The organism is Pelobacter propionicus DSM 2379, assembly GCF_000015045.1.
Classification (GTDB): Bacteria; Desulfobacterota; Desulfuromonadia; order Geobacterales; family Pseudopelobacteraceae; genus Pseudopelobacter; species Pseudopelobacter propionicus.
The window spans coordinates 101,381-114,525 of the sequence record NC_008609.1 but is presented as its reverse complement, the minus strand read 5'-3'; the positions used below and the strand labels follow the sequence as shown (position 1 = coordinate 114,525).

12 protein-coding genes are annotated in these 13,145 nt (G+C 60.2%); 7 read left to right on the top strand and 5 right to left on the bottom strand.

All coding sequences use genetic code 11. The features are described from left to right. The first annotated feature begins 114 nt into the window (after positions 1-114). Positions 115-258, top strand: a complete 144-nt coding sequence (locus tag PPRO_RS21130) for a hypothetical protein (protein WP_198138310.1) — start codon at positions 115-117, stop codon at positions 256-258. A 526-nt stretch (positions 259-784) separates the two neighbouring features. Here PPRO_RS21130 and PPRO_RS00480 read toward each other — a convergent pair. Beyond that, entirely contained in the window at positions 785-1,834 is a 1,050-nt protein-coding gene (locus tag PPRO_RS00480; protein WP_011734050.1) for a Fic family protein, read from the bottom strand. Between the two features lie 377 nt (positions 1,835-2,211). Here PPRO_RS00480 and PPRO_RS00475 point away from each other — a divergent pair, with 377 nt between their 5' ends. Beyond that, the gene (locus tag PPRO_RS00475; protein ID WP_011734049.1) at positions 2,212-2,979 is read left to right on the top strand and encodes an enoyl-CoA hydratase/isomerase family protein; all 768 of its coding nucleotides are present in this window, start codon (positions 2,212-2,214) and stop codon (positions 2,977-2,979) included. Between the two features lie 96 nt (positions 2,980-3,075). Here the strand turns inward: PPRO_RS00475 and glmS are convergent, their stop codons facing one another. The 4 genes from glmS to rd all read right to left on the bottom strand — a co-directional run bounded on the left by glmS (position 3,076) and on the right by rd (position 8,726). Then, positions 3,076-4,905, bottom strand: coding sequence for a glutamine--fructose-6-phosphate transaminase (isomerizing) (gene glmS / locus PPRO_RS00470; protein ID WP_011734048.1), 1,830 nt, complete (start codon positions 4,903-4,905; stop codon positions 3,076-3,078). Between the two features lie 99 nt (positions 4,906-5,004). Then, positions 5,005-5,475 carry a response regulator gene (locus PPRO_RS00465; protein WP_011734047.1) on the bottom strand — a complete coding sequence of 157 codons (471 nt, stop codon included), beginning with the start codon at positions 5,473-5,475 and terminating at the stop codon, positions 5,005-5,007. Between the two features lie 73 nt (positions 5,476-5,548). Beyond that, on the bottom strand, positions 5,549-8,113 hold the full coding sequence (locus tag PPRO_RS19190; protein ID WP_011734046.1) for an ATP-binding protein: 2,565 nt from the start codon (positions 8,111-8,113) through the stop codon (positions 5,549-5,551). Between the two features lie 454 nt (positions 8,114-8,567). Further along, positions 8,568-8,726, bottom strand: coding sequence for a rubredoxin (rd, locus tag PPRO_RS00455; protein ID WP_011734045.1), 159 nt, complete (start codon positions 8,724-8,726; stop codon positions 8,568-8,570). Between the two features lie 164 nt (positions 8,727-8,890). Here rd and PPRO_RS00450 point away from each other — a divergent pair, with 164 nt between their 5' ends. The 5 genes from PPRO_RS00450 to PPRO_RS00430 all read left to right on the top strand — a co-directional run bounded on the left by PPRO_RS00450 (position 8,891) and on the right by PPRO_RS00430 (position 12,806). Continuing rightward, positions 8,891-9,514, top strand: coding sequence for an MBL fold metallo-hydrolase (locus PPRO_RS00450; protein WP_011734044.1), 624 nt, complete (start codon positions 8,891-8,893; stop codon positions 9,512-9,514). Positions 9,515-9,557: 43 nt separating this feature from the next. Continuing rightward, the gene (gene coaBC / locus PPRO_RS00445; RefSeq protein ID WP_011734043.1) at positions 9,558-10,769 is read left to right on the top strand and encodes a bifunctional phosphopantothenoylcysteine decarboxylase/phosphopantothenate--cysteine ligase CoaBC; all 1,212 of its coding nucleotides are present in this window, start codon (positions 9,558-9,560) and stop codon (positions 10,767-10,769) included. Between the two features lie 120 nt (positions 10,770-10,889). Next, positions 10,890-11,261: a response regulator gene (locus tag PPRO_RS00440; protein ID WP_011734042.1), complete on the top strand. Its 372-nt coding sequence runs from the start codon at positions 10,890-10,892 to the stop codon at positions 11,259-11,261. Between the two features lie 61 nt (positions 11,262-11,322). Beyond that, positions 11,323-11,904, top strand: coding sequence for a chemotaxis protein CheC (locus tag PPRO_RS00435; protein ID WP_198138309.1), 582 nt, complete (start codon positions 11,323-11,325; stop codon positions 11,902-11,904). Next, the gene (locus PPRO_RS00430; protein ID WP_011734040.1) at positions 11,901-12,806 is read left to right on the top strand and encodes a sensor domain-containing diguanylate cyclase; all 906 of its coding nucleotides are present in this window, start codon (positions 11,901-11,903) and stop codon (positions 12,804-12,806) included. The genes PPRO_RS00435 and PPRO_RS00430 overlap by 4 nt, the downstream gene beginning before the upstream one ends. Positions 12,807-13,145 lie beyond the last annotated feature (339 nt).

The window sequence follows — 13,145 nt, the reverse complement described above, 5'->3', positions numbered from 1 at the left end:
CGGGCCACGGTGCGCTTAGCAAAGCTCCTGCAGTGTCCGCTATGGATTCTCGGGACCGAGGAACTGAGCGAGGAAGGTATTTTTCGTCCGTTCGTAACAACGGTCAAGGAGGAAATGGGCACGGATCTGGAGCGGCTGCGGATATACAAGCACTTCTCGTACGGACAATTCCTGCACGACCTGAAGGACGGAAAGTCGTATGCCTTGGCAAAATTGGATCCGGTGGGGCAAAAATTACGCGACAAATTTTTTCTATGAGAGGAGCGTATCAGACCCCCCTGCCACCTGACATGGAGGCGTGAGTAGGCAGTGAAGATTTGAAGATGATGTCCAACTCACGGCTCGACCGGTCAAGCCGGTCAGCCTGGTGTTGGACGACAAAAAGCAAGAAACGGAGGAGTAACTCGGCGGAGTCCCGGTGTAGCAGATACGTAGCAGCGCGCATAAGCTAACCCCCCTGCTTCTAGAATCTTTCCATGACACTTTACACCATGACCATGACAGAATACGTCCGATTGCCCATGACTGAAGATTGGCGCTAATCGGAATTCGCGATGGGTTGCTGGCCGCCAACGATTCAAAACCCAATAGACTGTAACGGCTTCACCTCAGAGTTTGTCATAAGACACATTTTTATGCTTTGATTGGAGCCCATTTTATGCTAACGAAACTGCTAATGTGATTGCGCCATGTACAAAAATACGAGAGAGATAACTCGTTGGATTTACGTAGTTGCGCAGACAATAAAGGCGGCCAATCGGCCGCCTTCGTTGTCTCAACCAACCTATCTCCCCACCGAATACCACGTCCCCTTGCCAGTACCATGCTGCTCCAGATATCCCCGCTGAACCAGCTGGCGCAGATGCAGCTTGACCGTATTGCGATTGGCGGCCAGGAGAGTTACGGCATCGGCAATGGTGATCCTGCCACGCTCCCTGGCGATGGCCAGTATCTTTTCCTCCAGCGGCGCCAGCTTCTCCAGCAACTGTTCGCGCTCGATCTTGCCAAGCAGGACGTCTTTCTGCTTTTTCAGGCTGGTCAGGAAGAAGTGCAGCCAGTCATCCAGAATTTCTTTTTCACTGCGGATCTGCTTCTGCGATGCCCGCAGCGCCCGGTAATAACCATCCTTGTTTTCCTCCACGATCCGCTCCAGTGAACTGTACGGCACATGACGGTAGCCACTCTGCAGGAGCAGCAGGGTGGTCAGGACACGGGAAAGGCGGCCATTGCCGTCCTGGAATGGATGGATGGCCAGAAAATGGACGACAAATGCACCGATCACCAGCAGAGGGTGCAGCTCTCTTTCCCGCAGGGCGGTCACGGTTCCACTGACCAGTTCCGCCATCAGTCGCGGTGTGTCGAAAGGGGATGCCGTCTCGAAAATTACGCCGAGGCTCCTGCCGTCGGCATCAAAGGCCTCCACGTTATTAGACAGAGTCTTGTACTCCCCCCGGTGGGCGGTATCTTTGCTGCTGTACTTCAGGGTAATGCCGTGGAGCTGCTTGATATGATTCTCGGTAAAGGGGATATGCTCCCATGAATCATGGATCGTATTCATCGCCTCGGCGTAACCGGCAACCTCCTCTTCGTCACGGGAACGGAACGAGCGCATTTCCAGATTCGCCAATAACGCCTCTACCTGAAGATCGGACAGCCTGGCTCCCTCGATCCTGGTTGATGATCCCACGGATTCAATGGTTGCCACGCGCTTGAGCGAGGTGAGTTTGTCCGGCGCCAGACGGCCGAGCATGTCCCAGCGCCCCTTGAATTCGTCAAGTTCGGCGATAAGGTTCAGTACCTGGCTAGTAATGCTGACTGATGAGGCCCTGATCATAGGTGTACACTCCCACCCGAAACAATACCCAAAAACACCCATAAACACAACTGGTATTACCCATATACATACCCGAAAATACCCTTATTGTTCCCAGGTGTTTTCTCAATTCCCCTCCTTCACTGCGGTCTCGCGCCAGACAAAATTGGTGGTCACCCCCGGGAGCCGGACAAAACCGGTACGGCAAAGGAATCGTGTGATGGGGATGTGGTCGGGCGGGCGCAGGTTTGATGAAAAAGACTTGAAGTAAAAGCCGGCGAAGATCACTATACCAGCCGGGCTCGCTCGCGTTCCGATAGCAGGCTCCGACGGAAAGCGCATCCCTGGTCAGGGGGGTGACCGGCTCAAGCATACCAGAAACAGGAGGAGACAAGAGCATGGCTTTCGACACGTCATTCGATGAGGGGATCATCCGCTTCACCTTCGACAACAACGGCTACAATGCCATCTCACCCGAGGTCCTGGACGGGCTGCACGAGGTCATCGGCTGCGCCAACGCCAACGACGGGGTGAAGGGGATCATCCTGTCGGGACAGGGGCGTATCTTCTCCAGCGGCTACGAACTGGGAACCTTTATCTCCTTCAGGGACCGGGACGAGTGCCTGACCTGGAGCAAGACCAGGGAGGCGCTGATGTACGACCTGTTCACCTGTAAAAAGCCGGTGGTGGCCGCCATCAACGGCCATGCCATGGCTGCAGGGCTGATCGTGGCCATGACAGCGGACTACCGCATAGCCATCGACAACCCCAGGATCAGGATCGGCATGCCGGAGATCAACATCGGCATCCCCTTGAGCAACAGCGAGGCCGAGATCATGAAGTTCGGGCTGGGTAGCGACAAAAACTACCGCGAGCTGCTGTTTTCCGGCAGCCAGATCAGCCCGGAAGTTGCCCTGCAAAAGGGGATCGTGGACGAACTGGTGGCGGACGGCCAGGTGCTGCTGGACAAGGCAAAAGCCAAGGTTCGCAGCCTGATCGACACCCCCGGAAGGGCGTTTATCATGCTGAAGCAGGTGGAGAAGCGGCAGGTGGCGGAATACATCAGAAAGAGCGCTGCCACATTCGACTGGAACGCGTACGCGGACTGCTTCTTCCATGAAGCGGTGGTGGCGGAGATGAAAAAGATCAAGGCCTCCATGAAATAGGCGGTGCCACACGGAAAATGGCTGCCAATACTCCGGCAGCCATTTCAGTTTCCACGTTATTGTGGCGAATCACCAGCACCAACGATTCCTCCCGGCCTACTCAACCGTCACCGATTTGGCCAGGTTGCGCGGCTGGTCAACGTCGGTACCCTTGAGCACCGCCACATGGTAGGCCAGAAGCTGCAGCGGCACGGAGAGCAGCAGCGGGTCCATGTCCTCGTCCAGACGGGGAATCTGGATGACATCCTCGGCCCTCCCGCTCACCTCATCATCACCGGCGCTGCAGAGCGCGATCACCCGACCGCTGCGGGCAATCACCTCCTCCATGTTGGAGAGGGTCTTCTCGAAGGCACTGTTGCGCGGCGCCAGCACCACCACCGGCATATCCTCGTCGATCAGGGCGATGGGGCCGTGCTTCATCTCGCCTGCCGGGTATCCCTCGGCATGGATGTAGGAGATCTCCTTCAGCTTGAGCGCCCCCTCCAGGGCGATGGGGTAGTTCTTGCCACGCCCCAGGTAGAGGAAGTCACGGGCGTTCATGTACTTGCGGGCGATCTTCTCGGTGCACCCGTTCAGCTTGAGCACCTCTTCCAGCAGGGATGGCACCCGCTTGAGGGAGGCCAGCATCGCCTTTCCGGTTTCGGCGTCGATACTACCAATGCTGCGGCCCAGACGGATGGTGAACAGGTACAGGGCCGTCAGCTGGGTGACGAAGGCCTTGGTGGAGGCCACGCCGATCTCCGGGCCGGCATGGGTGTAGATCACGTTGCCCGCCTCGCGGGCGATGGAGGAGTCCACCACGTTGCAGATGGCCATGGCCATGGCGCCCCGGGACTTGGCCTCGCGCAGGGCAGCCAGGGTATCGGCGGTCTCGCCGGACTGGGAGATGACCATCATCAGGGTGGAACCATCGATCACCGGATCGCGGTAGCGGAACTCGGAGGCGATATCCACCTCCACCGGGATGCGGCAGCGCCCCTCCAGGTAGAACTTGCCCAGGAGCGCCGCGTGCCAGGAGGTACCGCAGGCCACGATGACGATGCGCCTGATCCGGCTCAGCTGCTGGTCGTTGAAATTCAGGTCCCCCAGGTGCACGTCGCCGCTATCCTCCAGCAACCGGCCGGCGATGGTGTCGCGCACGGCCCGGGGCTGCTCGTGGATCTCCTTGAGCATGAAGTGCCGGTAGCCCCCTTTCTCGGCCATCAGCGGCGACCAGTCGATGTGGCGCGCCTTCTTGTCCAGGGGGGAGCCTTGGATGGTGGAGAAGGAGGCCGACCCGTCACGGAACACGGCCATCTCGCCGTCATCCATGAAGACCATCTCGCGGGTGTGGGCCAGGATGGCGGGGATATCGGAGGCGACGAAGAATTCACCCGTGCCCAGCCCCACCACCAGGGGAGAACCGAGCTTGGCGGCGATCAGCGTTCCCGGCTCCCACTCGTTCAAGATGCAGACCGCATAGGCCCCCACCAGGCGGGAGAGAGCCGTTCTCACGGCCTTCTCGAAATCCGGCTCCCGGGTGAGGGTATCCTCGATCAGGTGGGAGATGACCTCTGTGTCGGTCTCGCTCCTGAACGTATGGCCCCCTTTTTTGAGCTCCTCGCGCAGCTGCAGGTAGTTCTCGATAATGCCGTTGTGCACCACGATGATGGAGCCGGCCCTGTGGGGATGGGCGTTGATCTCGGAAGGGCGGCCGTGGGTGGCCCAACGGGTGTGGCCGATGCCGATGGAGCCCAAAAGCGGCTGCTCGGCCAGCAGGTTCTCCAGGTTGACCAGCTTCCCCTCGCTGCGGCGGATGGCGGAGCCGCCGTCCGCCAGGGTGGCGATGCCGGCCGAGTCGTACCCCCGGTACTCCAGTTTTTTCAGCCCCTCCAGAATGATGGGGGTGGCGGCCTGGCCGCCGATATATCCTACGATACCGCACATAATCTGTATTCCTCCGGAAATGGCAGGGAAAGCCCTGCCGTGAAATCCTCCCTCCCAGGGAGGAGAAGCGTGGGCGGCAACGGGGGAACGGGTCCCTCCCTAGACGCCGTTCAGACTCGGCACCTGGACCACCATCAGAAACAGGCCCAGCCGGACGAGCATCTCGGAAAACTGCTGGTAATCCACCGGCTTGGTAACATAGCAGCTGCACCCCAGGGCATAGCAGTTCTGGATCTCGCGGGGATCGTCGGTGGTCGTCAGCATGATCACCGGCATGTGTTTCAGCTGGGGATCAGCCTTGATCTGTCTGAGCACCTCCACGCCGCCCACCCTGGGCATGCGGATGTCCAGCAGCAGCAGGTAGGCCTGCCCCGGCACCCGCCGGGGGGTGGAGGATGGGCCCGGGGTGGAGGTGTCGAAGAAAAAATCCAGCGCTTCCTGGCCGTTGCGGAAACGGATCATAGTATTGTTGATCCCCGACTCCAGCAGGTTGTCGCAGATCAGCTCGGCATGGCCGTCATCATCCTCGGCGATCAGAATGGTGACCGCTTTCCTGTTACCGAAACCCATGTGAAACCTCCCTGACAGAGCGATAGCTGATCCCTGGCGGCACGTCGACAACCAAAGCCCCGGAACCGGGGCATCACACCTGCTGCGCCGGTTTCCGCAGCACCACGTAAAAACAGGAGCCCTCCCCCTCCGTGGACTCCACCCAGATGGAGCCTCCCAGGCGGGCGACGATCCGCCGGGCCAGGGTCAGCCCCAACCCCTCACCCTGGCAGGAATCGGGGTCCAGGCGGTGGAAGATCTCCCAGATCGCCTCCTGCTGGTCGCGGGGGATACCGATGCCGTTGTCCTCAACGCAGTAGCGTATCCCCTCCTCAAACTCTTGGCTGGAGATGCGCACGTGAAGCGGGCGGTCCGGCGAACGGTATTTGATGGCATTGTCCAGCAGGTTGCTGAATACCTGGGAGATCTGGCCGGCATCCGCCACGCAGGGTCCGAGCCGTTGGATCTCCACGCGCGCCCCGGCCGTATCGATCTGATAGGCCATTGAGTCAGCTATTTTCTCCATAATCGACTGCATGTCAAGGGTGTCGAAACAGAGCGCCGCCCGTCCCAGGCGGGAGAGGCGCAAGAGCCCCTTGAGAATCGCATCCATCTTCTCCACACTGCCGGTGACAAAGCCCAGCGACTTGGGAATGCTCTCCTTAAGGATCCACTCCAGGCGCCGGCGCTGCTCGTCATCCATCTCCCCCGCCAGCAGGGATTCCAGCTCCCCGCAGCTTTTGAGCAGCTTGCGGCTGAAACCCTGGATGTTCACCAGCGGGGAGCGCAGGTCGTGGGAGGCCACATAGACGATTCCCTCCAGCTCCTTGTTCTTCTGCTGCAACTCTACCACCAGCCGATCCCGCTCGGCCTCGGCGTTCTTGCGCAGGGTGATGTCCACCACGCTTCCCACCACACCCGCCGGATTGCCTTTGGTATCGTCGTAGGTCGACGTGTAGATGATCACCTCATGGTTCTTGCCATCGGCATAGCAGAGCTGTGACTCGATGACCTCGGCGCCGAGCTTGCCCAGGCTGTCACGGTCCGACGACTGGAGCATGCGGACGGTCTCCTCGGGAAACAGGTCCCGGACGGTCTTGCCCACGATCTCCTCGCGGGAGAGGCCCCAGTTCTCCTCGAAGGCACGGTTGCACCCCTGATACACGCCATTCAGGTCCCGGTAGAAGATCGGATTGGGTATGGCATCGATGATCTTCTGCAGGAAGCGGAGCTGGTTGACCAGCTCATCCAGGAGCTGGTCGCGCTGCTGCTCGGTCTGGGTCCGCTCTACGTTCTCCCGCTCCAGCTTGTCATTGGCGCGGATGAGTTCCCTGGTGCGCTCCCTGACCCGCGTTTCCAGGGTTTCGCTGTAGAGGGTGATCTCCTGAAACCTGTCGGCCAGGGCATTGGACATTGCCCTGAAATTGCTGCTCAGACGGTCGATCTCCGCCACCGTACTCTCCGGCAGGGGAGCGTCCGTGCCATCCAGGATTCGCTCGGGCAGGTCGGTGGTGATGCGGGACAGGTGCATCAGCGGAGCAGCCAGGCGGCGCGACGTGTACATGGCTATGGCCAGGGCCAGCATGTTCAGTCCCAGTGCCAGCGCCAGCGCCCCGGTGCACTGGCTGACCAGCAGCGGCTGGTAGGGCGCAAAGGATGTCTCGGCGATCATGCGCCGGCGGCTGCCCTGTCCCACCTCCATGGAAATGCTGAAGATGGTGGAACGATGGCGCTCTCCGGGCAGCTGCGCGGAAGAGACCTCATCCGTGCAGTGTGCAAGGCCGCCATTTCCCCCGCTGCTCGGCACATCCTCCGGACAGCCCCTGAAGAGTTCCCCGCGCCCGGGCCCGCCGTCGTCCGTGGCAACGATGACCCTCCCCTCCCCGTCAACCAGGGTCAGCCGGTTGAACGGCTTGTGGCGCGCGGCCAAAAGAATCCGCCTGAGTTCCTCCGCGCTTGCCCCCTGGCCATGGAGCCTCAACCCCACCCCGTGGACGCCTGCCCGCAGGCTCTTCTCAAGATCGCACTCCAGGTCACGCAGGGCGCTGCTCTCCACGCTGCGGCCATGGATGACCAGTATGACAACGGCCGGGATCAGCACCGCCGCCATCAGGACGTTGAATATCAGCTGATGGATCGGCACCAGATGGCGCGACTCCGGAACGGCGAACCGTGCCAGGCTGGGCAGATGGGTCTGCAGGAGGCTGGCCAGCAGGGCGTTGGTGATGCCGGTTATCCAGAACAGCAGCATGGCCGCCAGGCTGACCGCTGCGTCAACCTGCATGACAAAGCGGAAGAAGAACCAGATCAGCGGCGCACCCACCAGGGGCCAGTACACGGCATCAAAGAGGATGATGTTGCGCGTCCTGCCCTTAACCAGCAGCCAGCCCACGAAGAGCGGCTCGGCGCAAAGCCAGGCCATGGCATAGGGATGACCGAAAGTGTGGATGGTGGCCGAGGAGGCCACCAGGCCGGCCAGCACTCCCCAGCCGATCCCGAACAGCCGCAGGACCATCAGGACGAAGATGCTGCCGAACAGGTAGCCGAACCCGAGATACAGGGGGGGCGCAAAGAAGTTGCCGGCAAAGCCGGCGCAGATCAGGGCAGCCAGCAGCAGGTACGAACCAAGGGAGTTCCGCTTCCGCGGTCGCCAGTTCATGGTCTGTCGCCCGCCAATGCCGGGGGCGTGCAAGAGGCTGAACAGGTGCGGGCAACGTCTGCTATGGGGCGGGTCAGGCAACAGGCCATGGCGCGGCTATCCGAAATGAGAGTGGGCGGGAAACAGCCCCTCCCGTGCTTATCACATTTTGCATCGAATAGTAAGAATGTATGTAAGAAAAGAGCGATAGTAAAGCGGTGTTGCCACCCAATCCAGCCCATGGGGTCCCGCGCAAGCGGACCCGTGCCCCGGGGCACGGCCCTGGAACCCGAAGAATGTCCAAGGGGGTGAAAAGGCCCGTTTTCCGGCGGCGCTGCAATCTTGACTTTGGAAATGTCTTTTGCTAGCGTGCGAAACCGTGCCGTTCTGCAATGAAGCAGGCCGTTCCCACATTGTCGGGCACAAAAAAACCCCGCGTCAGGCGGGGTGTGAAGGGGTACTCTGCTCTATTCGGCTACTGTTTCTCGAAGGCATCCTTGCCGGCGCCGCAGACCGGACAACTCCAGCCGGCTGGCAGGGATTCAAAGGGGGTTCCCGCAGCCACTCCATTATCCGGATCGCCTTCAGCCGGATCATACACATACTGACAGATGGTGCACACCCAACGTTCCATAGCTTTTCTCCTTTGTTTCAGTCGTTTTCCCCGCAGACACACTGGACAGGGCAACCAACCATGCCCCTTCCGATACTGCTCAAAAATGTATACCAGCCCGCAAACAGTGTCAACCGGGCACTGCGGCGCACCACTCACACCACAGGCACAAGGAGCAGCAGCCAATGATATTTGAAAGCTTGGAGGTCGGCCCGCTGGGGGTCAACTGTTTCATACTGGGATGCGAGGAAACCGGCCAGGGGGTTGTTATCGATGCCGGCGGAGATGCGCGGGACATCATCGCCGTTGTTGAGCGGCAAGGACTCACCATCGCCCATATCATCAACACCCACGGCCATTTCGACCATATCGGCGCCAACCGTGCTCTCAAGGAGCGCTTCAGCGCCAACCTGATGATTCACGCGGCCGACATCCCCCTGCTGGACCGCGCCGCGGACATCGCCAAGGCCTACGGCATCCCGGGGGAAAATTCCCCCCAGCCGGACACATGCCTCGAGGACGGCATGGAGATCAGCTTCGGCAAGCTGGCCATGACCGTCCTGCACACGCCGGGACACTCTCCGGGCGGCTGCTGTTTCTATCTGGAAGCGGAGCAGAAGATCATCACCGGCGATACGCTCTTCGCCGACTCCATCGGCCGCACCGACCTACCGGGCGGCTCCCACGAGCAACTGCTGGATTCCGTGCGCGCCAAGCTCTTTACCTTGCCGGACCATGTCGTGGCCTACCCGGGCCATGGCCCGGAAACCACCATCGGCCACGAAAAGCGCCACAACCCCTATTTCTAGTCCACACTCGCTTCCCGCACAACGGGACAAGGAGGCCTTGAGCATGCTCCACGACAAACGGATCATCCTGGGTGTCAGCGGCGGAATCGCCGCCTACAAGGCGGTGGAGCTGCTGCGGCTGCTCACCAAGGCGGGAGCCGACGTGCATGTCATCATGACCCGTTCCGCCCAGGAGTTCATCACGCCGCTCAGCTTCCAGACCCTGTCCGCCAATGCGGTGCATACGGAGCTGTTCAACCTGATAGCCGAACGGGAGATCGGCCACATCTCCCTGGCCGACCGGGCCGACCTGTTCCTGATCGCCCCGGCCACCGCCAACTGCATCGGCAAGATCGCGAGCGGCATCGCCGACGACATGCTCAGCACCACGGTCATGGCCACCAGGGCGCCGGTGCTGATCGCCCCGGCCATGAACGTCAACATGTACACCAACCCGATCTACCGGGCAAATGAGCGCAAGCTGCGCCGGCTAGGCTATCTGTTCGCCGCGCCGGAGAAGGGGGCCCTGGCCTGCGGCTGGGAGGGTGAGGGCAAGCTGGCAGCGCCGGAAACCATCTTCGAGGCCGCCCTGTCGGCCCTGACCGCCAGGGACCTGGCCGGCCGGACCATCATGGTGACAGCCGGCCCGACCCGGGAGGAGATCGACCCGGTGCGCTACATCAGCAACCACTCCTCGGGCAAGATGGGCTATGCCATCGCCCGCGCGGCAGCCCGCCGGGGCGCGCGGGTGATCCTGGTCAGCGGCCCGGTCAACATCCCCGCTCCACCGGGAGTGGAACTGGTGGCGGTGAGCAGCGCCGAGGAGATGCGCAGGGCCGTCATGGGTCGTGTGGGCAAATGCGACGCGGTTATCAAGGCCGCCGCCGTGGCCGACTACCGCCCGCTGGAGCGCACGGCCAGCAAGGTCAAGAAAAAGGCTGGCGAACTGACGCTCCATCTGACCAGAAACGCGGATATCCTGGCCGAGCTGGGTTCCCTGGAGAAACACCCCTTCCTGGTGGGGTTCGCTGCCGAGACGGACAACCTGGAGGCCTATGCCGCGGGCAAGCTCAAGGAGAAGAATCTGGACATGATCGTGGCCAACGATGTCAGCCAGAGCGACGCCGGCTTCAACGTGGAAACCAACCGGGCACTGCTGCTCTTCCGGGACGGACGCAGGCTGGAGTGCCCGCTGATGTCCAAGGAGGAACTGGCCAACGTCATCCTCGACCAGCTCTGCGCAGGCATGGGGAACGGTGCGCTCCCTCACAAATAAGTGCTATGCAGTGGGCTCGTAATCGGGTAATAATGAGCGCGTCTTCAGCGACCCTTCCACAAATCCGGTAGGGCAGGTACATGCCATACCCATCCCACCCAGAACAGGGACAACACGGATATGATCTCCAAAATACTCATCGTCGACGATTCGCCGATTTCCCGGAAGATGCTCAAGAGCTGTATCCCCAAGGAGCGTGAGTATGAACTGTTCGAGGCGGGCGATGGAGCTGCGGGGGTAGAGGCCTACAAACGCATCCAACCGGATATCACCTTCATGGACCTGACCATGCCGGTCATGGATGGCGCGCAGGCCACCGAGGAAATCAGGGGTTTTGACCCCGCCGCCACGATCATCGTCTGCACCGCCGACATCCAGGTCAAATCCATCACCAACGTACTGGGACTGGGGGCTTTGATGGTTGTCAAGAAACCGCCCACCAGGGAATCCATTGCGGACGCGCTGGCCCAGGCCGAAGCGCAGATCGGTTGAGCCCATGGACGTCTGCCACGATGCACTATCCAGCGATGAGCGGGAAATCCTTCAGGAGATCATGAACATAGCCTTCGGCAAGGCGGCCGCCGACCTGGCCGAGGTGATCAACATCTTCGTCGTCCTGAGCGTCCCCCTGGTGGAGGTTTTCAAGGCCCGCACACTGCCCGAGTACCTCACGGAACAGGTCAGCGACTACGACAGGATCAGCATCCTGGAGCAGAATTTCTGGGGTGATTTCAAGGGAAGCGCCTTCATGATCTTCCATGCCGACGCCGGCAGGGAGCTGATCTCCATCTTCGGCGAGGAGAGCGAGGTCATGGGCAGCTATTCCCTGGACACCCTGGAGAGAGAAACCCTGATGGAGGTGGGCAACATCCTGATCGGCGCCTGTGTGGGCAAGCTGGCCGAACTGCTGGGCGACATGGTCACCTATTCGCCCCCCCGCGTCATCACCAACAACACCCCCCAGGACGCCTTTCCGGAAAACAGTTTTGACGACGATGCCACGGCCATCGTGCTGAAGACGGTGTTCCGCTTCAATGAGCGCAACACGGAGGGACTGCTCTTCCTGGTGACCAGCCACGATTCGGTCATCTGGCTGAAAAAGGCTCTGGCCGCTTTCATGGAGCAGTACGAATGAGGCAGAGGGAGTTCACCCAGATCTTCGATACCGTCAACATCGGATTGGTGATCCTGGACCGGGAGATGCGGGTGTGCCACTGGAATCGCTGGATGGCGACGCGCAGCGGTATCTCCGCCGACAAAATCATTGACCAGTCGCTGTTCGATTTTTTCCCGCACCTGAAAACCCCCACCTTCAACAAGAACTGCATGGCGGTTCTCTCCTTTGGCAACTTCGCCTTCTTCTCCCAGAAGCTGCACCGCTACCTGTTTCCCTTCAAGCCGGACAGTTACTTCGGCTGTCACTTCGACCTCATGCAGCAGAGTTGCACCATGGGTCCACTGCGGGACGAAGACAACGCCATCACCAGCCTGTTCCTGATCGTTCAGGACGTGACCGAACTGGCCACCTACGAGCAGAAGCTGATCGAGATGAACACCGTCGACGCCCTGACCGGCGTCTATAACCGCAGGTTCCTGGAATCGCGCCTGAAAGAGGAGTGCGACCGATACGGCAGATACTCGCGGCCGTTCAGCCTGATGATGATCGACATCGACTTCTTCAAGAAGGTGAATGACACCCACGGTCACCAGGGGGGTGACCTGGTGCTGAAAAACGTGGCCGCCGGGGCAGCGGCCATGATCAGGAAAAGCGACTTCCTTGCCCGCTACGGAGGGGAGGAGTTCTGCTGCCTGCTTCCGGAAACCGACTGCGACGCGGCCGAAACCGTGGCGGAACATCTGAGGGCGCATATCGAAAACATGGAACACCTTTTCCAGAAAAAGGTCATCAGGGTCACCATCAGCCTGGGCATCGCCTGTTTCGCGCCCGACGACTCGCCGGAAACCCTGGTCAAGCGGGCCGACGAGGCGCTCTACCAGGCCAAGCGCAGCGGCCGCAACCGCTTCGTCAGGTTCTGATATCACCGCGAACAGCGCTGGATTGGCTGAAAGGCGTCAGCGTTCTGTTTTGTCCGAACAATCCTCACAATCTACCCAGGGAGAACAGCCTCCCAAACTCAGTTTGCCTCCCACCCCATGCTTTCATCCGATACCAGTTTTTTGACTGCGAATCCCGCAAAAAACCATCCAAGAATAAGGCCCCTGTTTCCTATCCGAAAAACCTGTCGTTCAGGCCGGTGAGGACACCGAAAAATGACCTTCGTGAATAACTGCCTTGACATCAATGATGAAGCCAATTATTTATATCCAAACAAATTATTTAATATTTAACAAAACGTAAAAATGTTGTTTTTCTTA

Excerpts from the sequence above, each read along its gene's own strand:
- glmS (WP_011734048.1), bottom strand. The coding sequence starts at position 4,905 with ATGTGCGGTATCGTAGGATATATCGGCGGCCAGGCCGCCACCCCCATC.
- PPRO_RS00465 (WP_011734047.1), bottom strand. The coding sequence starts at position 5,475 with ATGGGTTTCGGTAACAGGAAAGCGGTCACCATTCTGATCGCCGAGGAT.
- rd (WP_011734045.1), bottom strand. The coding sequence starts at position 8,726 with ATGGAACGTTGGGTGTGCACCATCTGTCAGTATGTGTATGATCCGGCT.
- PPRO_RS00480 (WP_011734050.1), bottom strand. The coding sequence starts at position 1,834 with ATGATCAGGGCCTCATCAGTCAGCATTACTAGCCAGGTACTGAACCTT.
- PPRO_RS21130 (WP_198138310.1), top strand. The coding sequence starts at position 115 with ATGGGCACGGATCTGGAGCGGCTGCGGATATACAAGCACTTCTCGTAC.
- PPRO_RS00450 (WP_011734044.1), top strand. The coding sequence starts at position 8,891 with ATGATATTTGAAAGCTTGGAGGTCGGCCCGCTGGGGGTCAACTGTTTC.
- PPRO_RS00435 (WP_198138309.1), top strand. The coding sequence starts at position 11,323 with ATGAACATAGCCTTCGGCAAGGCGGCCGCCGACCTGGCCGAGGTGATC.
- PPRO_RS00440 (WP_011734042.1), top strand. The coding sequence starts at position 10,890 with ATGATCTCCAAAATACTCATCGTCGACGATTCGCCGATTTCCCGGAAG.
- coaBC (WP_011734043.1), top strand. The coding sequence starts at position 9,558 with ATGCTCCACGACAAACGGATCATCCTGGGTGTCAGCGGCGGAATCGCC.
- PPRO_RS00430 (WP_011734040.1), top strand. The coding sequence starts at position 11,901 with ATGAGGCAGAGGGAGTTCACCCAGATCTTCGATACCGTCAACATCGGA.
- PPRO_RS19190 (WP_011734046.1), bottom strand. The coding sequence starts at position 8,113 with ATGAACTGGCGACCGCGGAAGCGGAACTCCCTTGGTTCGTACCTGCTG.
- PPRO_RS00475 (WP_011734049.1), top strand. The coding sequence starts at position 2,212 with ATGGCTTTCGACACGTCATTCGATGAGGGGATCATCCGCTTCACCTTC.